This is a genomic window from bacterium (assembly GCA_024226335.1).
Classification (GTDB): domain Bacteria; phylum Myxococcota_A; class UBA9160; order SZUA-336; family SZUA-336; genus JAAELY01.
Map to the genome: position 1 here is coordinate 1 of JAAELY010000054.1, position 25,971 is coordinate 25,971.

A 25,971-nucleotide genomic window follows, 5' to 3' on the forward strand; every position below is an offset into this window, starting at 1 on the left:
AGCGAGGGTATCGACTTCGTATTGCAGGTCGGTGATTCGATCGCATCCGGACATCACCTGCCTCTGCCCGATACCTGCGATCCCAGTCTGTGTCCGACAGTCAATTCAACCTACTGCATTGCGAATCGCATCGATCCGGGTTGTAGTGTTTCGCAGGATCCAGGCGTGTGCGACACGGTCGGTGGATGCGATGACCTGTGTTTCAATATTGCCGGAGGCTCCGACCCGAACGGATCGTGCTTTTCCTGCTGCGACGTCTATGAAGGTGCACAGAGCCAGTGGCAGCGAGTCGAGGATTTCTGGGCACAGATCGCCAGCGCGGATATTCCGTACGGCATCGTGCGTGGCAACCACGACAATTACGGGTCGCCGGCTTCCCCTCTCACAGTTCCCGGTTTTTCCAGCTACTTCGGCGAAGCTCATTTCCAGGCGCTGCAAACACAGTTCGAGCAGGCTGATCGCGCCTTCAAGCTGATCGAGACGAAGATCGTCGATGCCACGCCCTACTGCAGAGAGAGCATTCCCTCGGAGTGCGATAACGCCATGGGGCATATCTTCGAGTTCCAGTTAGGTGCACAACCCGTGCGCGTCGTTGCGCCGCCCTGGGATATTCACGAGTACAGCACCCGCCTGGTCTGGTCGGACTGGATCAAGGCGAGTTTCCTGGCGTCGCCGTATCCGACGATCCTGCTGACGCATGATCTGCAACCGGGTAGTCGCGGTGGTGATCTCGTCGCCGAAATTTCGAGTGACCCGAACTACATGTCCACCGCCCAGAAATTGTTCATGACGGCGGCGGGTCATATCGTCAACGATGACAAGACGCTGCGCTTCTCGGCATTTCCGGACAATCCAATAGATCCCGGTGACGATCCGCTCGATCCCAATGACAATCCGCAATTCGAGTACCTGGAAACGACCGTCGACCACACTGGATCGGATGGCGCCGGATTGCTCGCGCTGGTGCGCTTCTATCAGAACGCGAGTACGCTCGACCAGGTCGAGGCTCTGACGATCGACACGGTGCCCGATCCGGTGGACTATTCCCCGTCGGTTCTCGGAACCAATCCGGTTCTTTCCGTGACCCAGTTCAGCATCCACAACGATGCGGACGAGGATGGAACGGCCAACGCCTATGACAACTGCGCTGAGGTTCCGAATCCGGATCAGGTGGACGTCGATGGTGACTTCGCCGGAGCCGCCTGCGACAACTGCCCCCAGGATCAGAATCGCTACCAGGAAGACCTCGACGGCGACAGTATCGGCGATCTGTGTGACGACGATCTCGACGGTGACGGCTTTGGTTCGGAAGATTTTTGCTCTACGACGTTTTCACGCACCAATATCGATTCTGACGGTGACGGGATCGGCGACGCCTGTGACAATTGCCCGGACTGGCCGACTGCTGCGCCCGAACCCGATAGCGGCGGTGGCCCGATCAATTTCTTTCCACCGGTCGGAGCTACGTATTTCCAAGACGGGATCGGCGACGCCTGTCAGTGTGCCGATCTGGTGCCCGACGGGCTGATCGACCAGAGCGACGCGGATGCCTTCGACTACTGTGTCAATCAGGCTTCGGCGCCCGCGGGACTCCCCGCCGACTTCGATTGCGGCGCTCCGGGTCCTCTGGCCGATACGGACGGGGATGGCGTGATGACGGAGAACGATCGCCTGCGCGTCCAGGCGATCCTCGACCACACCTTCGGCTACCCGTCCCCGCCGGATCCCGCGCCGGCCTTCCTGTGCGAGGCGCGCGATACCAACGATCGCGACCAGGATGGTCTGGTCGACGCGATTCCCGGTCTGCTGTTTCCCGCGCACACACTCGGTCCACTCGATATCTGCCTGGAAATGAGCGCTTCGCAAATCGACAGCGACGGCGACGGAATCGGGGACGCCTGCGATGTGGACACCCTGTTCTGCGATCTAAATTCCAACGGAATCGTGGATTCTGGTGACGTAGCGATGGCATTGGATCTCCTCGACGACCCAAACTCGATCAGCGAGTTGCAGCACATCCTGCTCGACGTGGCACCCGAATCGGGAGGCCCAACCGACGGCATCATCAACGCTGCCGATCTGCTCCTGCTTACGAGGGCCCTGGACGGCGTGAGCACCGCCATCTGTCGCCCGACCCGGTAGTTCACCCGACCGGAGAGTTCGGAGTGCTCAGAGCATCTCGCGCGCGATCGCGGTCACTGCTTCCGGGGTGAAGCCGAAGTGCTCGGCCAGAACCTTGTAGGACGCAGACGCCCCAAAACCGTTCATGCCGTGGAAGCGATCGCCGGGACGCAAGAGCGCTGCCATACCGAGTTCTACTCCCGCCTCGACAGCGAGACGGGGCGCGTCACCGAGGATCTCTCCCTGGAACGCCGGGTCCTGGAGAAGGAACGTGTCGAGACAGGGGATCGAGACCGCTCGAACCCGCCGTCCCTCTTCTGTCAGAGTTCGCGCCGCAGCCAGTGCCAGTTGCGCTTCTGAACCCGTTCCTACCACGACCAGTTCCGGAGGGCCTCCCGACTCTGCGTGCAGCACATAGCCGCCCCGCGTCGCTTTCTCTTCCACCGCGTCCAGTTCGATCACTTCAAGGGCCTGGCGTGTCAGAATCAAAGCCGTCGGTCCGTCTTCGCGTTCCAGTGCAGCCTTCCAGGCGGCGACCGTCTCGCGCGGGTCGGCCGGTCGCCAGACATTCAATCCCGGGATCGCGCGCAGTGCGGCGATCTGCTCTACGGGCTGGTGGGTGGGACCGTCTTCGCCGACGAAGATCGAGTCGTGCGTGAACACGTACGTGACCGGTTGATTCATGAGCGCCGCGAGTCGGATCGACGGACGCATGTAGTCGCTGAACACCAGGAATGTGGCGACGTACGGGCGCACGCCTCCGTGTAGCGAAAGTCCGTTCGCAACTGCGGCCATGCCGTGCTCGCGCACGCCGAAGTGCAGATTGCGTCCTTCGAACTTGTCGCGAACGACATCGCCTGCGCCCTTGAGGGTCGTATTGTTCGAGCCCGCCAGATCGGCCGAGCCTCCGATCAATGCCGGTACCCTGGGCGCGAGCGAGTTCAGTATCTTGCCCGAGGCCTGACGCGTGGCCATCGGCTTCTCGCCGCGCAGGTCGGGAAGGATTCGATCCAGATCGTCGGGCAGGTTGCGCTCCAGCATCGACTTCCAGAGTTCGGCGAGTTCGGGATCCTTGAGTGCGAGGCGCTTGCGCTCCTGCCACTCGCTTCGCTGCCGGGCACCGTGTTCGGCATTGGCGCGGAAGACCTCGCCCGCATCCGAGGGCAATTCGAAGGGTGGGGCGCTCCAGCCCAGGTTCTGGCGTGTCTGCTCCGAGCCTTCGTCGCCGATGCCGAAGCCGTGAGCCGCCGACTGGTCGACAGCGGGTGAGCCAAAGCCGATGTGGGTCTTGCAAGCGATCAGATGCGGACGGTCCTCGCTCGCGCGAGCGCTGGCAATCGCAGAGCGGATGGCGGCGGGATCGTGGCCGTCGATCGTCTGCACGTCCCATCCGTAGGCCTCGAAACGCCCGGGCACGTTCTCCGAGAAAGACAGGCTCGTGGGACCGTCGATCGTGATTCCGTTGTCGTCGTACAGCACGATCAGTCGGCCGAGCGCCAGATGACCGGCGAGCGAGGCGGCTTCCGAGGCCACTCCCTCCATCAGATCTCCGTCGCTGGCCAGCGCGAAGGTCCGGTGATCAATCAGCTCGGAGCCGAAGCGCGCCGCCAGAATGCGTTCCGCGAGCGCCATTCCGACGGCATTGCCAAAACCCTGGCCCAGTGGACCCGTGGTGACTTCCACGCCGGCCGTCACTCCGAACTCGGGATGTCCCGGCGTCAGCGAATGCAGCTGTCGGAATTTGCGGATCTCGTCGATCGTCAGCGGATAGCCCGACAGGTGGAGCAGGGAGTAGAGCAGCATGGATCCGTGACCAGCGGACAGCACGAAGCGGTCCCGGTCGGGCCAGTTCGGGTCTGCAGGGTCGTGACGCAGGCTCTCGGCGAACAGCGTGACACCGATCTCGGCGCATCCGAGCGGTAGGCCCAGATGCCCGATTCCGGCGGCTCTCACGGCGTCGACGCTCAGTACCCGAATGGTGCGGGCGGCGGCTGCAATCTGCTCTGCGGAGGCGGCGGGGACGCCTGATGACACGGCGGTACTCCTTGATAGGTTCGCGTCGGCGCACTGATTATCCCCGTCGCTGCGCCTGGAGCAAGGGGACGAGCGAATGCTCGACGACGAACCCCATACTTTGCCTCGCTCAGAAACGGCTGCTATCGCCTCAACTCGGCTCTCGCAAAGGCCGATTCGATCGCTGAGTCGCGCCTTGATGTGCGGCCGGAGGCACGCCTTGAACGAGTTTGAAGCCAGACTCCTGGAGTCCGCGAAGCTACCGACGCTAGTATCGGTTGCCCAGCGACTTCTGGGTCTACTACGCGACGATCTGGGCAGTGCGCAACTCGCCGAGGCCATCAGTGTCGATCCGGCCATCGTGGCTCGGCTCCTCAGCCAGGCGAATTCACCAATGTACGGCATGTCCCGCGAGGTGAAAGCACTGCCGGACGCACTGAACCGGCTGGGTCTGAACACGGTGCGCAGCATCGCGCTCTCGTTCTCGTTTGCCGACCGCCTTCGGGACGATGAGGAATCCATTCGCGTCATGGACCAGCTCTGGCGCGCATCACTGATGACCGCTCTGGCCGCTCGTCGTCTGGCTCAGGAGTGCGGTGGCTGGGAACCCGAAGAAGCCTTCAGCGCCGGTCTGCTCTGCGACGCGGCGGTGCCGTGGATGTACGAGGTGCTGCCCGAATACCGGGACCTGGCTCGACGATTCCTGGCGGGCGAGGCCGATCTGATCGAACTCGAGCGCTCCGAACTCGAAAGCGACCACGCGCGCGTGGGTGCGCTGCTGCTCAACGCGTGGAATCTGCCCAAGGACTTGTGCCGCACCATCGGGCAGCACCACCGCGGGGGTGGGGCGTCAGCGAAAGGCGAAGGGCCGGTTGCACTCCTCGATGGCGCATGGCTGTGCGCACGTGTCATGACCGTCGAAGGCTTCGCCCACGAAGCCAGCGATCTGGCTCAGAGGCTCCAGGAGATCACCGGAATTGCCCCGGCCGTCGCCGAGCGGGTTCTGGACGCTCTGCCAGAAGAACTGCGCGAGACCGCGGAACCCTTCGAGATTCCGCCTTCCCGGCAACGCAGTTTCGGGGATCTGCTCGAAGATGCCGGTGAGATCCTGCGCAATATCGCGATCGAGGCCGATCGAAGCGCCTACCTCTACGCCGCGGCGACGGGCGGCGGGCGCAGCGGATTCGAAGATATTCGCCAGGCGCTCAAACCGACTCTCGGTCTCGATGAGTCGACGAATCTCCTGCAACACCGTTCCATGGAGCGCCTGCTCGAGGCGTATTACGCGCGTGCCGGCCAGCGCCGCTGCGCCCTGGGAATGCTCGTCCTGGAGATCGAGCAGGCCAAGGATCCTGCCCTTTCCAGTGAGAACTGGCCGGTCGTGCTCGAGCAGATCCTGAGCGAACTAGGCGATCGTCTGCAGCGCGTGATCCGCGACGAAGACGATCTCGCCCGCTATTGCGTGGACAAGATCGCGATCTTGATGCCCGACTGCGGGGGCGAGGATCTCCTGCCCGCCGGACGGCGCATCCGCGAGCAGATCGAGTTCGACGAGATCGAATTCAGCGGTGCGCCCGAGGGTCTGCGCATCGTGATCGGCGCTTCGTTCGTCGTCCCCCGTTCCAGCCGAGGCGAATTCGGAGGGTTGCTCGAGAGCCTCGACGGGGCGCTCGAACGCGCGCGCGTACAGGAGGATCGCCTGTCTCTCTGAGTTGCGATAAGGTCGCGTAATGACGACGCCGTGGCTCGACTTGTTGAATGAGATCGCCGACGAAGCCGACGCGATCGCGACGCGCTTCTTCCGTCGCAGCGATCTGCGCGTCGATTCGAAGGCCGATACCACCTGGGTTACCGAAGCCGACGAGTCGATCGAAGAAATGGCCCGAAGCCTGGCGCTCCAGCGCTTCCCGCAGCTCTCGATCCTGGGGGAAGAGCAGGGAGAGACCGCTGGCAGCGACGCGACCCGATTGATCATCGATCCGATCGACGCGACCAGCAATTTCGTGCGCGGTATTCCGATATTCGCCACGCTGCTGGCCATCGAGGAGCAGGGCGAAATTACCGCGGGTCTGGTCAGCGCACCTATGCTGCACGAGCGCTGGACGGCTCAGCGTGGTCTCGGTGCGTTCGCGGGTCAACGCCGGCTACACGTATCAGCCGTCGCGGAACTCGGGGAGGCTCAGTTGTTTCACGGCAGTGTGGGCGGTGTCGAAGCGCTGAAGACACCGCCGACCCTGATGACGCTCGCCCACGCTACGCGAAGGCAGCGCGGACTCGGTGACTTCTGGCAGCACTGCCTGGTCGCCGAAGGTGCGGGTGAAATCGCAGTCGACCCGATCGTCGCGCCCTGGGATATCGCACCGCTGATGATCCTGGTCGAAGAGGCGGGCGGACGTGCAACTTCACTGAGCGGGGAGCGTTCAATCTACGCAGGCAGTTTTGTCAGCGGCAATTCGGCCTTGCACGGGGAAGCTCTGCGAATCCTGGCCGGGGAGTAGTGCGTTCTAGCGACCGCGGCGGCGACCGCTGCGTTCGGCCTGTTCCGAGTTCAAGACAGTGGCGCGTTCGATGTCTTCGATGCGCAGTCGAAAGCCCGTCGAGTCGCAGACCGCGTAGCGTTCGGGCTGAGAGGAACGCACGACCGTGTAGCGCAGCACGTCTCCGTCGCACGCGAGAACCTTTGCCACCAGGACCTCACCTTCACAGGTGTGCAATCGGACCGGTTTCCCTGTCTTTACAGCTGTGTCGATTTCTGAATGCGCGCTCATTTTCACCCGCTCGCTTCCTGCTTTCTCTTCGCTTCCCGCTCTTTCTTCGAATGGGGTGGGGCTTCCAGCGATCCATACTGATGATCCGTAAAGATGAACCATGCTGATGAGTGGGAAAATTCCCGATATAGATAAGCGCCCGGCCCTGCTGATCAGATACCATTTCCTGTGATGGATTCACTCATGCGCATCACATACTGCCTGTTTCTTGCCTATTTCGTGGCCTTTACCGCCAAGGCGGTAGAACTGCCACCAGAAGGAGCCTGTCCGCCACACACGCTTTCGAATTCCTCGCAAGAAGATTCCCTCCCAGAGGACGCCGTGCCTTCCCGGATCCATCCCGGACAGATCCTCGACCTGGAAAAGCTGGCGCCTCTGTCCGATTTCCTGCCGCCCGAAGTCTGGGAGCGACGCCAGAGCTTCTTCTTCGAGGGGCAGATGATGCAGATCGGTCCCTGCTATCGCCGTTATCCGGTGGCGCCCTATTTCGAAGCCGCCACCGCAGAGCACGCCGGAAAAGCAACACTCAACGAGGACTTCGACCTGATCGACTACAGCGGAACGGGACTGCCGTTTCCAATCGAGTCGATTCCCGACGAAGCCGCCGACGCCGCGCTCAAGTGGGCCTGGAACTTCCGCTACCGCTACCAGGGCGCTGGCTTCCGCGGGCGCTTCCGTCTACGCGATGTGATGAATCGCGGTCACAAGGTCGAGCGCTTTGAAGGCCGCTTCTTTTTCCTTCCATTGCACGGTTATCCCGGAGTGGAGAGCCGCGATGAACGCAATCGTTTCGTGGCGGGTGGCCAGTTCACAAAGCCAACGATTTCGCGTGGTCTCAGCTGGAGGCAGTTTCGGCGCGCGAGTGTAGATCAGGACTACTCCGAGACCGATGACGTATTCGTCTACATTCCGAGTTCCCGTAAAGTGCGCAGAGCACCGCCCCAGAATGCAGAAGGCGTCTACCTGCCTTCGTACACACGCGCGAACACCATCGATGCCTCGAGCGTGACCCTGCCCGACGGAACGAATATTTCCGACGTGACCTTGACTGCGGCGGAACCTGTGCGCAAGGGCTTTGTGGGTCTCATGATCCGTCCCAACGCCTATCGTTTCGAGGCGCTTGGCGTGAAGGACGTTCTCGCGCCGATCAATACGAACAATCCCGGCTATCCGACGGTAGACGAACGCAGCTACGGTCCCAGCGGTCTGTCGGTTGCCAGCGATCGCTGGGAACTGCGCCGCGCTGTCGTGCTCAGCGGTGTGCGCAAGGTACGCGAGGGCAATATCGCGCGGATCACTCTGTACGCCGATGCTCAGACGCTGGCACCTCTGTATCTGATCGCGCGACGATCGAATGGAAGCATCGCAGAGGTGGGAATTTTCGTCGGTCGCTATAGTTCAGAGGATCCCATGGCGACTGAGTGGCAGGGAAACCAGGCAAACTACGGTCTGATACTGTCGGTCGCCGAGACGTTCCTCGTCTCGGGTTCAGGCGGTTGGGTGCGCGAGTCGTTCGAATTGAAAGCGCATCCACCGAGTTCGGAAGAGGCGAGCCGCTTCCAGACGACCCGGCGTTTGCAACTCAAGGGACGCTGAGGCGCGCTCAGCCAAACAGCGCGAACAACTCCTCGAAAGCCTTCATCTGGTTGCCTGCGGCCGACGACGGTACGAGGATCGGCGTGCGTATGCCCGCTTCGTACCAGGCTTCCAGGCCCTCGATGATGCTCGACGGAGGTCCGTAGAGAGTGGTGTCCGACAGCCAACGATCGCTCATCAGTTCGGGAATCTTGTCGCGCTCACCGGCAGAGATCGCCTGCTCGATGGCTTCCATTTCCTCGACGTAACCGGCTTCCTTCCAGTAGGCCCGGTAGTTGGGCATCGTGACGTAGCCGCTCAAGGTGCGACGATTGACGGCTGCTGCAGCTGCCACGTCCTCAGAGATGCAGGTGGGAATCATGTCTCCGATGAAGAAATCCGGATTTGCGCGTTGCGAATCAGAAAGCGCGGCGAGCGAATTGGGAACGTGTGAACGGGCGCAGTTCGCGAATACCAATCCGTCGCCGATTTCACCCGACATGGCGACCATGCGCTTGCGCAAGCCCGCGAGCACGATTGGCGGAAGCTCACCCACGCGCGGAATTCCGCGAAGCTTCTCGACGAACTCGCGCATGTCCGAGAGCGGGGGCCCGGCTTTTACTCCCAGGCGGTCCAGCATTGGACCGTGACTGACTCCGATACCGAAGCGAAAGCGGCCGCCTGAAAGTTCCTGGATCAGCGCGGCCGTCGAGGCGTACTCGGAAACGTGTCGCAGATAGATATTGACGATGCTCGTTCCGAAGGGGATGCGTTCGGTGACCATCGCGATCGCCTCGCATAGGCCGAGTCCATCGCCGAAGCTCGGACAGTAGATGCCGGCGAAGCCTCGTCGCTCGATTTCCCGAGCCAGATCCAGAGTCGCGGCGCGGCGACCGGGGACGGCGGCAAGACTGAGGGCGGGAAGCGGAACCGATGGCATGAGATTCTCCTGACAACGATGAGGAGCGCATTCTAGCCTGAATGAGCCATGGACTTCCGGGACAGGGCTAGGGAACCTCTGCACAGGGAGGCTGCGGCTGCGAAGCGCGATGCAGCGCAGGCGGCGACTCCCGCTTCTCGCTCGAATCCTCCCTGTGCAGAGATTCCCTAGAGGCTGTCTGCTAGTCGGGCTGACTCAACATCACGCAGTCTTTGCCCGCGCTTTTCGCCTCGTACAGGGCTTTGTCAGCGTCGTTGAACAGCGTCTGGGTATCGCTGCGGAACATGGCTACACCCACGGAGATGGTCACACTCACCTCGACCAGGCCCTCTTCGTCAGTCTCGTAACGGTAGTCGGCACCCGATACGGCGAGTCTGAGCTTCTCAGCGACTCGTGCCGCACCCTCGAGGGAACTCTGGCTACTGACCAGAGCGAACTCCTCGCCTCCGTAGCGTGCGAGCAGGTCGTTCTCGCGTACGGCTTCTGCCATGACTCTTGCGGCGCGGTTCAGGATCATGTCGCCTGCGGCATGGCCGTAGCGATCGTTGAGCTTCTTGAAGTCATCTAGATCGACGAGAATCAGCGATAGTCCCGTTCCCGTGCGTCTGGCCGCGGAAATCTCCCGGCCCAGGTGTTCGTGGAAATGGCGATGGTTGTAAAGCTGCGTCAACCCATCGGTGATCGAGAGCTGTTCCATCTGCTCGGCACTGCGATGCAGTTCTTCGTTGCGTGCGCGCAGGCGGGCTTTGGCGGCTTCGACCTTCTCCCGCCCTTTCCGAAGCTCGCGCCTGTTCGTCTTCAATCGATCCGCCATCTGGTTGAAGGCATCGACCAACGTCGAGATTTCTCTGTCGGCTCTTGGCACCGAGATCGCGGGCGTGATATCGCCCTGCGCGATCGCGTGGGCCGCCGCAGATAGAGCCTGCAAGGGCGCCACTAGAGAGCGAACGAAGCGCACGGCGATCGCGCAGCCAACAGCGGCGACCAGAAGATGGAAGAGCGCCAGTCGCCAGAATACGCTGGACACCGGAGCGAATACCGGGCTGGAAGCCTTTTCGACTGCCAGGGTCCAGGCGATGCGCGGAATGCGGACGGCTACACCGAGCATCTCGCGACCTTGTGGATTGCGCCATTTGTAAACCCGTGGTGCTTCGCCTGACTCGGCTCCCTTCTCGAGCTCTTTTGGCCGCTCGCCCAGCGCGTCTGCTTCTGGGGTCGTGCCGCCGGCCGTTCCCATCAGGATTCGACCCGACGCATCGACCAGGCTCAAACTCCCGCCGTTGTCTGCATGCTCTGTGCGCAAGAATTCCTCGAGGCGATCCAGAAGTACCAGCCCGCCGATCCAGCCGCGTTCTCCATTTTCTTCACTGGGCAGGGAGGCCCAGAAGATCTGCGCGAGTCCGGCCGGGGTTTCGATGACCCCGCCCGTCTTTGAACCAGCTGGTTTCTCGTCCGCCGGTTGGAATGCCGTGCTGACTCCGCCGCGGGCGGTCACCTGTCCGCGGGCATCGACGAGCATCAGGCTGTTGAAGTCCGGCGAACCGGCGGCAAGCTGGTGCAGAGCCTCGCCGGGTGCGGTCGCGCGGGTCAGGTGCGGGTCGCGACGCAGGGCCAATATCTCGAGTTCCCGAGCCAGGAACCAGTGCTCGACCAGGCTGGCGGCGTGCTCGATACCGGCACCCAACTCGAATTCGACCTGCTGTTTCAAGATCGATCGGGTGGCTTCGAGCGATGACCCGAGCATGAAGCAGGCAGATATGAAGCTCATCGCCAGTACCAGTGCGCTGATTCTGGCCGCCAGGGAGAGCCTTTTTGTGTACGAAGTGAGCACTCCATGTCCCTCTGCCGGAGTCGAATCGGCGCGTCCAATCCCTCTTTCGTCATCGGAAGCTGATCGGAGCGGATTGACCACGCACGGCGCCAAATGCGCACTTTGGCCACAGGCGTTCCGGTTCTGGGTCGGGCCTTTAGGGGCTGGAATTGCGCGCAAGATGCCACTCGTCGAAGAGTTATTGTGCGATGCCACCGCAATCCATCGCGATCCATCGCGATGGAGAGAAAGGGGGGTTTTCAACCCACAGTGAGCAAACTGCTTCCTCCTGATAAGTCCCTGAAAAAGCAGGCGGGCAGGGCATGAGAGTCCCAAGACGGCCCGAATCGTGTAAAGTAGGACGGCAGTATGTCCGGGCTTTTCCCCCGGTCACAGGGTTTTTCCGCTGTTTCGAGAACAGCATTTTCGAAGAAGTTTCAGCTTTTTGATTCTGACCAGGTAGATCTTGGCATCCTGCTTGCGAATGAGAATCTCGCTGCGTTGTAGTGCGGAGTTGAGTGACAGTGGACAGAACGAGAATTGGAATACTGGGAGGTGGAATCGCCGGACTGACGTCCGCGTACTACCTGGCCCGTTCTGGGTTCAAACCCGTGGTCATGGAGCCATCCTCCGACCTGGGAGGGCTGCGTCCGCAGATTGATCACGAGGGTGTGCTGGTTGACCGCACACCGCATTCCATTCTCAATACCGACACGGCGGTCTGCGGACTGCTCGCCGAGCTCGGCGCGATCGGTCGGTTGACCTGGCGACCTACAAAGACCGGTGTCCTGGTCGGTTGCCAGGCCTGGGAGGCGAAGTCGCCTCTGGACGTGATACGCGCCACTTCGATGCCCCTGACGCAACGCGCGCGCCTGACCGCCGGTTTGCTTTACGCGACCCGCCTACAGGGCTACACGCTTCACCTGAGCAATATTCCCGCCGCCCAATGGTTGCCGCGGATTTTCGGCCAGCACGCATTCGACGATCTCTGGGCTCCCTATCTGCAGAGACGTTACGGCGAGTATGCCGATCGGGTTCCGGCCTATCAGATCTGGCAGGAGCTGAAGAGGATCCACACTCAGCGCCGCAGGGCATCGGGGTATGTTCGCGGCGGCCCGCGCTGGCTCGCCGAGAAACTTCGGCGCAATATCGAAGAGGCCGGTGGAGAAGTTCGACTCCACGCGCAGCTGGGCGGGGTGGATGCCGATTCCAATGGTTGCACCGTGGAGATCGACGGTCGGACGCGCCACTTCGACGCTCTGATCAACACCATGACGCCCGATACCTTCTCGCGTTTCGCTCGAGGTCATGTCGAGCGTATCGCCAAGGCGTCCGAGCTACCGCAGCAGGGCAGTATCATTGCCCTTGCGATCTCGCGACATTCCCTGTCCCCGTATCACGACACTCTGGTGCTCGACGAGGACGTTCCGTTCCGCACGATTCTCGAATCCACCCGTGTGATTCCATCTCGACAATGCGGCGGCAAGCATCTGACCTATCTGATCAGTCACTGTGATCCGTCGGACGATGGTTTCACGCTGCCCGATGACGTCGTGCGAAAGCAGGTGGTCGAGAACCTGGTCAAGTGCTATAGCGACTTCGACCCGGCCGATCTCGAGGCCATCCACGTCACGCGTGTGGCCGAAGCCGAGCCCATCTTCACGGTCGACAATCTTCACGACCGACGTCCCGGCTTCCGCGCCAACGGCGTTCCTCTGTACCTGTGCACTCCGGCACAGGCGTATCCGCGCAACGCCGGCTGGGACGCGGAGATCACTCTGGCTCGCGAAGTCGCCGGCGTCGTTCGCAGCCAGCACGGGTAACCTTTACTCCTCTCGCCCCCGCTGCCCTGTTCCCATTTGCTTCCCAAGTGCCTGTCTCTGGAGATCGCTGCGCCGTCTATCCGCTTCTGTTCGTGGCACGGAATCTGCTTTATCTCCGGGTTCAACAAGTGGAGGTAGCGGATGTCGGCATCGATGGAGAAGCGGTTGGTCATCGTGGGATTGGGTCGAGTCGGACTCGGCTATATTGAAGCGCTAAGCCAGTTTCCCGAAGTGCGACTCGAGGCCGTCATCTCGAGTGACACCGGTCGTGCGCGCAAGCGCCTGGGAGAGGGTGTCCGAGTTTTTGCGAGCGTTACGGAGATGCTCGCTGCCCACTGCGTTCCTCACATTGCCATCATTGCCTCTCCGCCGTCGACGCATCTCGATGTAGCGCGCCCACTACTCATGGCCAATATCGATGTTCTTGTTGAGCCCCCGATCGCGACGACTCCGGCAGACGCGGACCTGATCGCCGCTCTGGCCGAACGCCTGGGTCGTGTCGCGTGCACCGCTTCTCGTTTTCGCACACACGCCGCGCTCAATGAAGTCGAGCGACGCATCAGTGCAGCGCGCATCGGCCGGCTTTGCCAGATCGAGGTCACGCTCTCGAGCAAGCGCGATGCCTCGGCGAGCTGGTACGGCAACCCAGAACTTTCCGGTGGCGGTGCCTGGATGGAGCACGGCTCGGATGCGATCGATATCGCCGAACGCCTCGCCGGTCCGATCCACAGCATCCGCATGCTCCGGGCAACCCACGTTCAGGGTGCGGAAGTCGAAGACGAGGCAATCGTGGAGACGGAACACGAACACGGACTCTGTACGCGCATCGACGTGTCGTGGAACGAACAACTCGCGGGTCCCGTCGTGCGTTGCATCGGCGACAAGGGAGAGATCGTGCTCGGAAACGCCCAGGCTTCGCTGCGCTCCATCGACGGTTACGAAGAGGCCTTTGGTCCCGGATACCTCGAAAGCGAAGGCACCGAAGAGGTGCTGAGCTATTTCATGCGCAGCCGGATGTCGCCTGAGCTCCAGAACGATCACGGCGCACAGAGCTTCGCCTGGCTACATGCGGCCTACCGAAGCTTGGCCTCCAAGCGCTGGGAGATTGCCTGACGCGTTTCTACTGCTTCAACCGGGTGATCACCTGGTTGAGTTCTTCCAGTAGCCTGGGTAGAACTTCGTCGTAGCCGAAGGCTCCCAGCTTTTCGGTACCGCGCTTCAGGTTGACGTAGTTCGGGCCGCACCACAGACCCAGGTCGGCGCTATCGGTTTCGCCGGGTCCATTTACGCGACAGCCCATGATGGCAATCGTCACGTCCTGCCCTTTGGCGTACTGTGTCGACTCCTTCACCTTCGCCGCCAGTTCGATGAACTTCTCGTTCTCGACTCTCGAGCACGAGGGACAGGAGATGATGTTGAGTCCCGAGAGATCGGGAACCGAACGAAAACGGCCTGCGTGGATGTCGTCGAGGATGCGTAAGCCCACCTCCACTTCCTCCTGCTTTCGTTCGTTGGGAAGTGTCAGCGAGACGCGAATTGTGTCTCCAATCCCCTTCGGGATCAGCTGCTCGAACGCGATGCGGGTCTTGTTCTCACCGTCCGGCAACATTCCAGCTTCGGTCACGCCCAGGTGCAGTGGTACGTCGGCGCGTTGAGCACTGAAACGCCGGTTCGCCTCGACGACCTTTGCGGGGTCCGAGTCCTTGAGCGACACCACGAAATTCGTGAAGCCAAGAGCGTCGAGCATTTCACAGTGATCGACGGCGCACGCCACCATGGCGCCGATCGAGTCCCCTGGAAAGCGCTCATCGTATTCCGGAGCAACGGACCCACAGTTCACACCCACGCGTAGTGCGCAGTCGTGGCTGCCCGCGACGTTCGCAATCCAGGCCACCTTGTCGGCGATCGGCCGATGCCGTTCGTGGTGGTGCAGATGGCCGGGGTTGTAGCGCAGTTTATCGACCTGGGGTGCGACCCGTTCCGCGAGTTTGTAGTGTTCCTGAAGATCTACCACCAGGCCGGCTTCCGTGCGTTTGCGGATCTCGGCCAGGGCTTCAGCGTCGCTCTTGCTGTCGACCGCAACGCGCACCAGAGCGGCTCCCGCGCGGTGCAAAGTCTCGATCTGCCGAACGGTCGCTTCCACGTCCTGAGTGCGCGTGGCGCACATGCTCTGGACCGAAATGGCCGCTCCGCCGCCTATCCGGACTCTTCCGGCGCGTACTTCTCGGGTCGGGTTTCGGGATTCTCCAGGGGTCACGGGCGCACCCTAGCACTCGCGAAGGCCCGGGTCAGACCGAGTCCAGTCCCCATACATAAAGAGGAAGCTGGGCCGGGTCCTCGGCGTGTCCGAACAATACACGCGGGTCGTCGCTTCCCAGGCTCTCGGGTTTCAAGATCCGGAACTGCGCCACCGGCCCCAGAGTCGTGGGACCCTGAACCGGAGCGGGTTCCGCGACCGGTGAGAGTACCCAGACCTGTTCCTGAGTGCGCGCCGCAACCGCGCACAGGAGCGTTTCCACCGAGGCGGGTTCACCGGCCCACTCGTGGATGACTCCCTGTAGGTCTCGGCCCTTGCCCACTACACAATAGGCTTCGATCTGTTCCTCGTTTTCCAATACCCACAAGTGCGTATCGCGCACGGCCAGTAGCCGCTGGAATTCGTTCACGCTGCGCTCAACTCCAACCGGATGTGCGCGAAGCAATCTCAGCAGTTCTTCCGCCCGTTCCGGTTCGCCTTGCCGAACGCGCTTGTCGTCGTTCAACTGTCCGCCTTCGAGGCGAATCACGCGCTCGCGACCGGCTGGGACGAAACCCAACTGGGTATAGAGCGAGCGCGGCGGTGCGAACAGGAAGACGACTTCGGCACTCGTCGTGCTCGCGTTGCGTACGCAGTGGTTCACCAGATGGGAAGCGTGACCGCGTTGTCGCTCTGTCCCAGAGGTGGTTACGAGTCCGATCGCTGCCGCTCGCACGCGCTTTTCACCGCAACGAAGCGTGCACGGGCGCCAGGCCGCATGTGCGATCACCTGGTCTGCTTCGCCGCGCAATACGAAGCTGCGCCCGCCCGGGCCCATCAGGGTAGGGAACTCGTCCACCACTCCTGGTGTTCCGTCGAAGTGACAGTCGAGAAACTCGACAATTTCACGTCGATAAGAGTCCAGACGGATTTGGGAGGCCATACCTGAATCCTGGGAATATCCACTCATATTCCGGTTACTTCGGCGCCTTTCTGCGCCCCCTTTAGGATCTTCCGTCTATTCTAGAGAATTCCAGTATCACTAAAGATCAATTCTGGTGCCCCCGAAGAGTTCACTGCGACCAATACTCGGCCGCATTGACCAGCTAAGGGGGGGGCGTAGGGCAAGGACGCCCTGCGGATAACCACTCAGGGAGGAATGCGTATGGGTCTCCGGATCAATACAAATATCGCTTCGCTTACTGCGCAGAAGAACCTCGGACGAACACAAAGCGCACTAGAGCGATCACTTGACAAGCTCTCGTCGGGTCTGCGAATTACCCGTGCGGGAGACGATGCGGCCGGACTGGCCATATCGGAGTCTTTGCGTGCTCAGATTCGAGGTCTGCAGCAGGCAGAGCGCAACGCGAATGACGGTATCTCCGTTATTCAGACCGCTGAAGGCGCACTCAACGAGATCGCCAACATCCTGATCCGAATGAGAGAGCTCGCTGTGCAATCGTCGTCTTCGGGCGCGGTTTCCAATACGGAGCGCAGTTTCCTGAACAATGAGTTCAGCTCTCTACAGAGTGAGATCACTCGTATTGCCAATGCTACTCAGTTCGGCGGCCGAACTCTGCTCGATGGAACTCTGTCGGGTACGAGCAACGCTCTGACCTTCCAGGTTGGCATCAACAACGACTCGAGTGTCGATCGAATTTCTCTTTCGGTCGGTAATTCGACGGCGAGTGGTTTGGCGATTACGTCCAGCAATGCCGCAGTTTCTACGGCAACGTCGGCGCAATCGGCACTCGCCACGATCGACTCGGCCCTTACGTCCGTTTCGACCGTTCGCGGTGATCTGGGTGCGGCCCAGAACCGACTCCAGTCTACCATCAACAACTTGCAGTCTTCGGTAGAGAACCTGTCTGCTGCTAATTCTCGGATCCGAGACGTAGACGTCGCGGCCGAGACTGCAGCACTGACACGAAATCAGGTACTGCAGCAGGCCGGTATCGCCGTCCTGGCTCAGGCCAATGTTTCGTCGCAGGCGGCTCTCAGCCTCCTCCAGTAGGAGTAGGCCTTTCGCAATCGTCTCAACATAGCTGAGTCGAAGGCGGGGAGGGACTTTCCCTCCCCGCCTATCTGCGTGTGTAAGTACCGGAGGGATCTCGCTCCTGCTTCGCGAGTCGTCGCCTAATCAAACCCGAGCGTAAAGCTCAACTCGAAGGTGATCGCGAACGAAAGGAAGATTATGGGAACCCGAATTGGTTCGCTTACGTTCGGAGGTCTGGCTTCTGGATTTCCGACTGAGGATGTCATCGCGAACATCCTCAAACTCGAGCGTCGACCTATCGATCTGCTCGAAAAGCGCAAGACCGAGTTCGCGTCGAAGCTCGAGATCTACCAGGATCTGAACACCAAGGCGACGAGCTTCCGCAATCTGTTGCGCGACATCGACAACATGGACCTCGTCGGTTCGGGTCCGTCTGCCTTCGAAGAGTACGCTCAGCTGACGGCTACGTCGACCAGCGATACCATCGCGACCGCAACAGTAACCAGCTCGGCCACTCGCGGAAGCCTGTTGATCCGAGTGGACCAATTGGCTCAGCAAGAGCGCGAACTCTCCAGCGCCTATCTTACCAGCACTTCCGACATCGGAACCGGAACCTTCACGATCAACGTAGCTGGCGCAGGCGCTCAAGCGCTCACCATCGATACGAGCAACAACACGCTCGAGGGATTGGTCCAGGCGATCAACGACGCTGACGTCGGTGCCACGGCCTTCATCATCAACGATGGTGGAGCCAGCGCAACACCCTATCGAATTGCCGTGACTGCCGATGAGACCGGCGCGTCGAATACCATCGTGCTTGACGGTTCCGGACTTTCTGGCGGGACCGCACCCACGTTTACTCAGACCCAGACCGCGCAGGATGCGAAGATCACTCTCGATCCGGACTCCGCGGCTGAACTCCAGATCGCCAGTTCGAGCAATGTTTTCAGCAACGTGATCAATGGCGTGACGATCGAGGCCCAGAAGGTCGATCTGAGCACGAACGTGACCATCAATATCAAACGCGACGAAGATGCGATCGTCGCGCGCATTCAAGATCTGGTCACGAGCTACAACGAGATCACGGATGTGATCGAGGCACAGGCGAAGGTCGACCCGACCACGAATCGCGGCGGGGTTCTCCTGGGCGATTCCACCCTGGTCAGGTTGAAGCAGGGGCTTTCATCGATCCTTTCCAGTGCCATCGGTAGCGGGAGTATCACGTCCGCAAGCCAGGTTGGTTTGTCGCTGAGTCGGGACGGGAAATTATCTCTCGACGAAGCGGAGCTGCGCTCCGCCTTTTCGTCCGACTTCAGTGCGGTCGCTTCCTTCTTTTCTGGAACCGACTCTCTGAATGACCAATTGCGTTCGCTGGCGGATACCTACGTCGATCCGGTCGATGGGCTTCTGGTTGCGCGAATCAACGGAACGAATCTATCCATTGCCGACCTCGATAAGAGCGTCGATGCTGCAGAGAGTCGAATCGAAAATATCGAAGCTTCTCTCATCCAACAGTTCTCGGCGATGGAGCGCATAGTATCCCAGCTGCGCCAGCAGGGGGATTTCCTGAGTCAGTATATGCTCTCGCAGAACCGTTAGGGGCTGTAGGGGGAAGCGATGAGTCTGAATACACAGCACGCACATGCGGCATACCAGCAAGGTCAGGTCAACGCTTCCAATCCGGTGCGTATCATCGTTCTGCTCTACGATGGAGCCATTCGCTTCACGCGGAGAGGCTATGAACATTTTGATGACCCGGCGGTTCGAGGGCAGGTGCTTGGACGCGCGCACGCAATCGTGTCTGAGTTGCAGCTCGCTCTGAACCGAGACGAAGGTGCAGAAGTGGCCGCCAATCTGGATCGTCTCTACCGCTATATCCTCGACAATCTCCTCCAGGCGAATATTGACGGGGCTCGTGACAGTCTCCTGTCGGTGATCGATGTCATGGAGACACTGGTTTCGGGTTGGCGCGAAGTTGAAGTGAAGCACCGGACCCAGGAGCAGGGTGTTTGAACGATCCACGCTTGCTCGAGTGGCTCGAGGCAACACGGTCTCTATTGAAGCAATCCGTTTCGCCACAGAAGTTCGACGAGTTGGCGAAGCGGCGAGAAGAGCTCAAGCGCTCCCTCGAGAGTGAACCACCGTCCGCGCCGGTCTCGGCAGAACTCGCAGCGGAACTCAGCGCATCCGAAACCGATCTCTCGCAGCGCCTGGTCGGACTCGAGGAGTCCATTCGGTCCCGCATCGATGAGCTCCATCTGATCCGCGAAGCGAATTGCGGATATCGCCCCACGCGGGCGAATCGTCCCGCATTCATCTCCCGATCCGTCTGAATTCCCCGCCCTAGCGGTGACTCGCAGCCTTCTAGACGGCTGATCTCTGACACCTACCCGGCAGTTTTTGCCCGCCTCCTGGCGCAGCCGTGCATCGCCGTGCAGCCACGATCGCCGCTGACTACGGCACGCCGCTTGCTCTTTATTCCATCGCTTTCCCTAGCACTTCCCCGGAAGTAGATGGAATACCTGCACTCAAATCTTGCGGCTCTGCGACCCGCGCAGCCCGAACTCGCGCGGCGTTTGGAAACGTGCGCGTCGCGCCCGTCCATCGAGCTGGTCGCGTCTCGTTCTGGTGGACCCTCGATACGCGTCGACCGACGCCTCGAAGCCAGCGCCCAGGATCCAGAGGCGGAAGCTCGTGCACTGGCGCGTCACTTTCTCGAACGGGCTGGCGCAGCCGGTGCCGAGCGACTCATTGTGTTCGGTATCGGTGTTCACACTCTGCGCTTCCTGGAGGATTTCGACGGCGATATCCTGGTCGTGGAACCCAGCACCGAACTCTGTCGCCGCGTGTTCGAACACATAGATCTGAGCAGTGTGCTCGGTCGGATCGAGTTTGAAATTGGCAATGACGTAGCGGCGGTCCTGCGCCATCCGGTTTTCGCGGCCACGACCCGGGGTGTGCTGGTCGAGCATCCCGCTGCACGCAGTCGCGCTGGAGAGTTTTTCGATCGCATCGCCTCGAGGTTCCACCCACACGGGGTCTCGTCGAAGCTGGACATCGTCGTGGTTCCGCCTCTCTACGGTGGCTCGCTACCGGTGGCAAAGGCCTGCGCGAGCGCTTTTCGCAGCCTCGGACACCGGGTCCGCGAAGTCGACCTATCACCTTTCCTGCCCGCGTATCGTGAGATTCTTCGCGCGTCCGAAGATGATCGCCTGAGCGCGCGCGGCTCTCGCTTGATCGCGAGTCTGATCCGTGTGATCGGCGAGACCGTTCTCTCAGACTTCGAGATCGACCCACCCGATCTCGTGTTTGCGCTCGCTCAGGCTCCGCTGGATGAGCCCACTCTCGAGCGTATGGGTCAACTCGGAGTCACGCGCGCATTCTGGTTCTGTGAGGACTTTCACGTCATGTCGTACTGGCGGGATATTTCTCGCTTCTACGACACGATCTTCCACGTACAGCCAGACGACTTTTCCGGCCCTCTTCGCGAAGCGGGTGTTCACGGTTTTCCGTTGCCCATGGGTTTTGATCCCGAACTGCATCGACCGATCACACCAGATCCGGAAGCAGTGGATCGTTACGGGTGCGATCTGAGCTTCATCGGAGCGGGTTATCACAATCGCGTACAGCTCTTGCAGTCTCTCTTTTCTCAAGGGCTGCGGATCTACGGAACCGAGTGGCCCATGACTCGGCCATTCCAGCGGGTGATGCCGGAACCAAATCAGCGTCAGTCGAGCGAAAACTCCAACCTCATATTCAACTGCACCCGCATCAACTTGAATCTGCACTCATCGCCCTGGTGCGATGGTGTCAATCCAGCTGGCGACTTTTTGAACCCGCGAACCTTCGAACTGGCGGGCGCCCGCGCATTCCAGCTGGTCGATGTCCGACGCGACCTTCCGAATTCGTTCGAACCCGGTGTCGAAGTGGAGACGTTCTCGGATGTGAACGAGTGCCGAAAGAAGATCCGCTACTACCTGGAACACGAAGACGAACAACGCGAGATGGCCGAGCACGCCTATACCCGGGCGCTGAACGAACACACATACCGGCATCGTATGGAGCTGGCGATCCAGGCCCTGGAAGCGGCTCCTGTTCCGCTGGTGCCGCGAAGTAGATTGCTGCCCACCGCGGGTGCAATCTCCAGTCACCTGGGCGACGACGAAGTTCTGGGGCAGGTGCTCCAGCGTCTGAATCCCGAAACCGTGATCGATTCCCACAGCATCGCACTGGCCGTCTCCGCAGGTAAGGGGCCGCTGAGTCGCGAGGAGAAGATCCTGCTCCTCATGTGCGAGCTGCGCAGCGAAGTGAGTGTGGTCGAGAACCCGCCAGAGGAAGCGGATCAGGAGGTCGCCGCGTGAAGCGCATCGGCATCCTCAACCTGACCCGTTTCGGCGATCTGGTGCAGACGACACCGGTTCTGTGTGGGCTGCGCAAGCGCTATCCGGACGCCGAGCTTCACCTGATCGTGAAGTCCCGGTTTCGTCTGGTGGCCGACATGCTCCCGTGTGTCGACGCAATCCACGAAATCGATGGTGACGAGCTGGCTCGAGCCCTGGCCGATCCGGAATCGAGCTTCGTGGAGGCGTACGAGAAGATCACTTCCGTGGTCGATCGTCTGGCCGAGATCGAGGTCGACGTCATGTACAACCTGACGCACTCGCGAGCATCGGCCGTCCTGCTTTCGTTGCTCGAAGCCAAGGAGCGAGTCGGGTACTCGATCGACCGCGAAGGTCTCAGGCACGTAGAGAACCCGTGGCTGGCCCATATGGGTACCTTGGTATGTGCACGGCGTCTGAACCGCTTCAACCTGGTCGATATGTATCTGGGAGCAGCGGGATTGCTGGGATGCGGCGAGCGGATGTCGGTGAGGATCAGTTCATCCGCTCGCGAGTTCGCGGAAGCGATCCTTCCACACGGACCCCACTATCTCGCCGTCCAGCTCGGCGCCAGTTCGGATACCAAGACCTGGTCGATCGAGCGTTACGCCGCGACTCTGCGAGCACTCGCACAGCGTCTCGACGGACTTCAGGTGGTGCTCGTCGGTGTCGGGTCCGAATCCGATGCAGCTGAGCGCCTGGTCTCGGAGTGCCCGGGTGTGGAGTTCATATGGCTCATCGGTCAGACGGAGGTCGCTCAGCTGGCGGCGGTGATCGAGCGTTGCGACCTGCTTCTGACCGGGGATACCGGCACGATGCACCTGGCTGGCGCTGTCGGTACAAAAACCTGCGCGGTGTTCGTCGGGCTCGGTACACCCTGGGAGACGGGTGTTTACGCGGAAGGGAACTACGCCCTGATGTCGCGTATCGACTGCGCGCCCTGCCAGCACGATCGACAATGTGGTCATCCGGTTTGTCACACGGATATTCCCACGGAGTGGCTTGCGGAGCTGATCGAGCGTCTCCTTCTGGGAAAAGGCATCGACGAACTTCCGGCTGCACCGCGCGCCGACCTGTTTCGCACGTGTTTCGACGAAGACGGACTCCTGGATCTGGTTCCCCAACACGAGCGCGCAGCGACACCCAACGATCTGATGGGCCTGGCCTGGCGGGCGCTCTTTCTCGAACATCTCGCGCGAATTCCCGTCGATGTGAATCGGATCTGGAGGCGCGCCGAGTTGCGCTATGGCATCGCACCGTGGGAATGGTGCTCCATCTTGCCGGAGACCATCAACGCCGATCTCGATCGCCTCGAAGCGCTCGGACGAGAGGCCGTCAAGATGGCGAGTGAGTTGAGTCGATTACGGGAGAGCCATCCGGAGATATCCAAGATCGGCTCCCGCCTCGAGCAGTGCGACGAAGCAATTCTGGAAATCGCTCGCAGCGAGCCTCTTCTCGCACCTGCGGGGCTTTCGCTCGAAGGTTCCCTCGAAGGTCTTCCCGACGGCGATCTGCCTCTGCTCTCTTCCATGAGTTCCGGTTACTACCAGGCACTGGTCAACGAAGCACTTGCATTGCGAAAACTCTTCAACGCCCCCAAAGAACAACGCTCCCAAGGAGGTCCGGCACAATGATCGAGCTGGAAGTCAACGGCCATCGACAGAACGTGGAGCCCTCCACTACGCAAGAGCTTCGCTCGCTCGTGGAGAAGCAACTTCCAAGCGGTCACGTGATTCGCCGCATCGACGTCAACGGTGGGCAGTTCGACGAGGCCAAACTGGAAGAGGTCGATCTGACGCGACTCAATACCGTCACGGTGCAGAGTTCGAGCACTTCAGCGGTCGCGTACGAAAGCCTGGCCGAAACGTCGGAGTGGATCGGTCGCATCTGCGGAGTGCTGGCGGAGATTGCCGAGGACTATCGTCTGGGTCGAACGGCCCAGGGCACGGGCCGTCTCGTCGATGTCGTCGATGCGCTCCAGGTGCTGGTCCCGCTACTGAGCGGCATCAACAAATTCATCGAGATACCCGAGGCGGAGCGCAGCGAGTTCGAATGCGTCTGGTCCGAAGCTGAAAAGGGTCTCTGCTCATCGATCGAGGGCTTGTTCGAAGAGTTGAAGGACGCAGATCCGGTCCTGTTGGCCGATCGAACCGGTTACACGCTGCCCGCAGCTCTGAAGCACTTTCAGGAGGTACTGGACCGCCCGTGAGGACGGAAGAACGACGCGAGTATTTCCGCATCCACGCGTTCGCGCGCGTTGGATTCCGTCCGCTCGCAGTCGGGGACCTCGATAGTGCACGCCGCCGGATTCGCGCAAGGAATGTGCCGGCCATACTCAGTCCGGGATCGACGACGGAGGCGGGACTTTCGGCGGAACGACGCATTGAACTCGACTTGTTACGCCATATTGCGCTCACTCTCGAGCGCATCGATCGCCGCATGGAAGACACTCTCGCCCGACGTTCGGCCACAGCGCTGGGTGCCTGCAAGTACGCGCCCGTCGAGATCTCCTTGTCGGGGGCGGGTTTCTCCGGACCCTTTGAGCTGTCGATCGACTCCGACGAACTCGTCGAGGTCGACCTGGATCTCTGGGAGTCCGGTCTACCGTGCATTCCAGCCATTGCGCGGGCCGTTGCGTCAACCGCCGAAGATCCGCGAATCAATTCCTTCTGCTTTGAGGAACTCCACCCCGAAGACGAAGACCAGATCGTGAGACTCACGCTCCAAAGTCAACTCAGGCTCTGAAAGAGGAGCGTGAAGAGGTACTGATATGAACGAAAATCGACCCAGAATTCTGCTGATTGGCGGCACCTATCGCGCATTGTGCGTGTTGGAGCGCTTGCTCGAGCGAGGTGACCGCGTCGTCGCCTTCATCGGACTGGAAGGCGGAAATCCAGGTGAGCGCGACTTCTGTCCCGAAGTGATGGATATCTGCGATCGCTCTTCTATTCCGGCGCGAAGTGGCCACAAACTCGGTGAAGAGGTGATCCGCTGGCTCGAGGACCGAATTCGTCCCGAACTGGTGATCGCGGTTGGCGTGAACGCCGACATCCCCGTTGCAATCGGCGGAAACTGCAGGCACGGACTCGTCGAAGTCATCGATTCCTTCCATTCGGAAGAGTGCCCAGGTGTCGTCTTGCGCCAGCGAGGACAGGTGGTCATGCAGCGTGATCTCCAGAAGTCGGACGATGACGAGGATGCGGGAGACGCCTATCTGCGGATGCTCGATGAGGCGCTGAGTTGTCTGGGCGAATACCTCGACGAGATCGCACCCCCGGTTGCCACGCTTCCCGTGCGCGTTCCCTACCGTCCGGAAAACGTTCTCATGCATTCGATACCTACTTCGGAACTCGACGCAGATGCCGGGCGCGAGACGGAAGCGTTGGAGCGCGAGGTCGCGGCGTATACCGGCGCTGAGCACGTATTCGCTATGCGCTCCGGAATCGATGCCCACCGCTTGCTACTGGAGGCGCTGGAAGTCGGCAATGGCGATCATCTGGTGCTTCCAGGTCTCGCGTCGGCGAGCCTCTCCGAGGCGGTACGCGAGAGTGAGGCGCGGGCAGTTTTTGCCGATGTCCTTCCCGACCGACTGACGGTGAACCCCGAGCGTGTGGAGGCGGCGATCGATCTTTCGACCCGCGTGCTCTACGTTTCGCATCCACTCGGACAAGCTGCGGATCTCGATCTCCTCTACGAGATGGCCGCGAGCAAGAACATCGAACTGATCGAGGATGCGGGAGACAGCCTGGGCGCGTGCTTCGGCGACTCGCGGCTCGGGCGTAGTCCCAGCACAGCGGTATTTCGTCTTCCTCTTACGACGACCGCGCCGAGTTCCGACGCCACACTCGTGACGCTGTCCGACGCACTGGCTGAGCGCTTCGAACCGCTGGTCAAAGGACTGCGTCTGGGCGACGGCCTGGCCCGATGCGCGCGTCAGGAGCTGACGACACTCGACGATCGCATCGCCGTCCGGCGGAGAAACGCGAGCACCTATTCCGCGGAGTTCAGCCGTTACGATGCCTTTCGCGTGCCCGCTACGCCCGAGGGTGCTCTGTCAATCTACAGCAACTATCTGCTTCGACTGACGCGCTTTGCGCGCACATCGGCTGACGATATGAGCAAGCTCATGGCCGAAGCCGGTATCGAGACACGACGTCTGCTCGTACCGCTGCGCGAACGCGAACTCGCGGCTCTTCCCGCGACGGAGAGCGTTCGGAGCAATGGGTTGCTTCTGCCCATCGACGGAGAGTTCCAGGATGTGCAGACCGATCGCCTGCTAGACGCGATCTTCGGTTACGCGATCGGCTGAA

General features: G+C 61.0%; 21 protein-coding genes. 15 read left to right on the forward strand and 6 right to left on the reverse strand.

The annotated features are described in order from the left end of the window. The coding region (locus GY725_02620; protein MCP4003069.1) for a hypothetical protein at nt 1–2,142 on the forward strand (2,142 nt) is incomplete at its 5' end. Between the two features lie 27 nt (nt 2,143–2,169). On the opposite strand, the gene tkt is transcribed toward GY725_02620, so the two are convergent. Continuing rightward, nucleotides 2,170–4,476, reverse strand: a complete 2,307-nt coding sequence (gene tkt / locus GY725_02625; protein MCP4003070.1) for a transketolase — start codon at nt 4,474–4,476, stop codon at nt 2,170–2,172. Here tkt and GY725_02630 point away from each other — a divergent pair. Together GY725_02630 and GY725_02635 are read left to right on the forward strand one after the other, a co-directional pair. Beyond that, nucleotides 4,355–5,845 carry an HDOD domain-containing protein gene (locus GY725_02630; protein MCP4003071.1) on the forward strand — a complete coding sequence of 497 codons (1,491 nt, stop codon included), beginning with the start codon at nt 4,355–4,357 and terminating at the stop codon, nt 5,843–5,845. The two genes, tkt and GY725_02630, sit on opposite strands and share 122 nt — an antisense overlap. A gap of 19 nt (nt 5,846–5,864) precedes the next feature. After that, entirely contained in the window at nt 5,865–6,632 is a 768-nt protein-coding gene (locus GY725_02635; protein ID MCP4003072.1) for a histidinol-phosphatase, read from the forward strand. 6 nt (nt 6,633–6,638) lie between these two features. Here GY725_02635 and GY725_02640 read toward each other — a convergent pair whose 3' ends face one another. Further along, complete coding sequence (locus tag GY725_02640; GenBank protein ID MCP4003073.1) at nt 6,639–6,902, reverse strand: hypothetical protein; 264 nt, start codon at nt 6,900–6,902, stop codon at nt 6,639–6,641. Between the two features lie 183 nt (nt 6,903–7,085). Here GY725_02640 and GY725_02645 point away from each other — a divergent pair, with 183 nt between their 5' ends. Next, nucleotides 7,086–8,498 carry a DUF1329 domain-containing protein gene (locus tag GY725_02645; protein ID MCP4003074.1) on the forward strand — a complete coding sequence of 471 codons (1,413 nt, stop codon included), beginning with the start codon at nt 7,086–7,088 and terminating at the stop codon, nt 8,496–8,498. Between the two features lie 7 nt (nt 8,499–8,505). Here the strand turns inward: GY725_02645 and GY725_02650 are convergent, their stop codons facing one another. Together GY725_02650 and GY725_02655 are read right to left on the reverse strand one after the other, a co-directional pair. Further along, complete coding sequence (locus GY725_02650) at nt 8,506–9,417, reverse strand: LLM class flavin-dependent oxidoreductase (protein MCP4003075.1); 912 nt, start codon at nt 9,415–9,417, stop codon at nt 8,506–8,508. Nucleotides 9,418–9,598: 181 nt separating this feature from the next. Then, nucleotides 9,599–11,248 (reverse strand): diguanylate cyclase, encoded by a 1,650-nt coding sequence (locus tag GY725_02655; protein MCP4003076.1) that lies wholly within the window; start codon nt 11,246–11,248, stop codon nt 9,599–9,601. Nucleotides 11,249–11,751: 503 nt separating this feature from the next. Here GY725_02655 and GY725_02660 point away from each other — a divergent pair. Both GY725_02660 and GY725_02665 read left to right on the forward strand, forming a co-directional pair. After that, nucleotides 11,752–13,050, forward strand: coding sequence for an NAD(P)-binding protein (locus GY725_02660; protein MCP4003077.1), 1,299 nt, complete (start codon nt 11,752–11,754; stop codon nt 13,048–13,050). A 141-nt stretch (nt 13,051–13,191) separates the two neighbouring features. Further along, nucleotides 13,192–14,163, forward strand: coding sequence for a Gfo/Idh/MocA family oxidoreductase (locus tag GY725_02665; GenBank protein MCP4003078.1), 972 nt, complete (start codon nt 13,192–13,194; stop codon nt 14,161–14,163). Between the two features lie 7 nt (nt 14,164–14,170). Here GY725_02665 and ispG read toward each other — a convergent pair whose 3' ends face one another. Both ispG and GY725_02675 read right to left on the reverse strand, forming a co-directional pair. Then, the gene (gene ispG / locus GY725_02670; GenBank protein ID MCP4003079.1) at nt 14,171–15,307 is read right to left on the reverse strand and encodes a (E)-4-hydroxy-3-methylbut-2-enyl-diphosphate synthase; all 1,137 of its coding nucleotides are present in this window, start codon (nt 15,305–15,307) and stop codon (nt 14,171–14,173) included. Nucleotides 15,308–15,338: 31 nt separating this feature from the next. Continuing rightward, nucleotides 15,339–16,229: a GNAT family N-acetyltransferase gene (locus GY725_02675; GenBank protein ID MCP4003080.1), complete on the reverse strand. Its 891-nt coding sequence runs from the start codon at nt 16,227–16,229 to the stop codon at nt 15,339–15,341. A gap of 222 nt (nt 16,230–16,451) precedes the next feature. Here GY725_02675 and GY725_02680 point away from each other — a divergent pair, with 222 nt between their 5' ends. The 9 genes from GY725_02680 (at nt 16,452) to GY725_02720 (ending at nt 25,970) form a co-directional block, all read left to right on the forward strand. Continuing rightward, entirely contained in the window at nt 16,452–17,300 is an 849-nt protein-coding gene (locus tag GY725_02680) for a flagellin FliC (GenBank protein MCP4003081.1), read from the forward strand. A gap of 180 nt (nt 17,301–17,480) precedes the next feature. Further along, on the forward strand, nt 17,481–18,881 hold the full coding sequence (gene fliD, locus GY725_02685; protein ID MCP4003082.1) for a flagellar filament capping protein FliD: 1,401 nt from the start codon (nt 17,481–17,483) through the stop codon (nt 18,879–18,881). A gap of 18 nt (nt 18,882–18,899) precedes the next feature. Continuing rightward, a complete protein-coding gene (gene fliS / locus GY725_02690) occupies nt 18,900–19,295 on the forward strand; it encodes a flagellar export chaperone FliS (protein ID MCP4003083.1) in 396 nt (131 codons plus the stop codon). Further along, entirely contained in the window at nt 19,292–19,615 is a 324-nt protein-coding gene (locus tag GY725_02695; GenBank protein ID MCP4003084.1) for a hypothetical protein, read from the forward strand. Before fliS ends, GY725_02695 begins: the two co-directional genes overlap by 4 nt. A gap of 180 nt (nt 19,616–19,795) precedes the next feature. Then, a complete protein-coding gene (locus tag GY725_02700; GenBank protein MCP4003085.1) occupies nt 19,796–21,643 on the forward strand; it encodes a glycosyltransferase in 1,848 nt (615 codons plus the stop codon). Next, nucleotides 21,640–23,295, forward strand: a complete 1,656-nt coding sequence (locus GY725_02705; GenBank protein MCP4003086.1) for a hypothetical protein — start codon at nt 21,640–21,642, stop codon at nt 23,293–23,295. Before GY725_02700 ends, GY725_02705 begins: the two co-directional genes overlap by 4 nt. Continuing rightward, nucleotides 23,292–23,870, forward strand: a complete 579-nt coding sequence (locus GY725_02710; protein MCP4003087.1) for a hypothetical protein — start codon at nt 23,292–23,294, stop codon at nt 23,868–23,870. The genes GY725_02705 and GY725_02710 overlap by 4 nt, the downstream gene beginning before the upstream one ends. Then, the gene (locus GY725_02715) at nt 23,867–24,406 is read left to right on the forward strand and encodes a hypothetical protein (protein MCP4003088.1); all 540 of its coding nucleotides are present in this window, start codon (nt 23,867–23,869) and stop codon (nt 24,404–24,406) included. Before GY725_02710 ends, GY725_02715 begins: the two co-directional genes overlap by 4 nt. 25 nt (nt 24,407–24,431) lie before the next feature. Next, nucleotides 24,432–25,970: a hypothetical protein gene (locus GY725_02720; protein ID MCP4003089.1), complete on the forward strand. Its 1,539-nt coding sequence runs from the start codon at nt 24,432–24,434 to the stop codon at nt 25,968–25,970. Nucleotide 25,971: the final 1 nt, after the last annotated feature.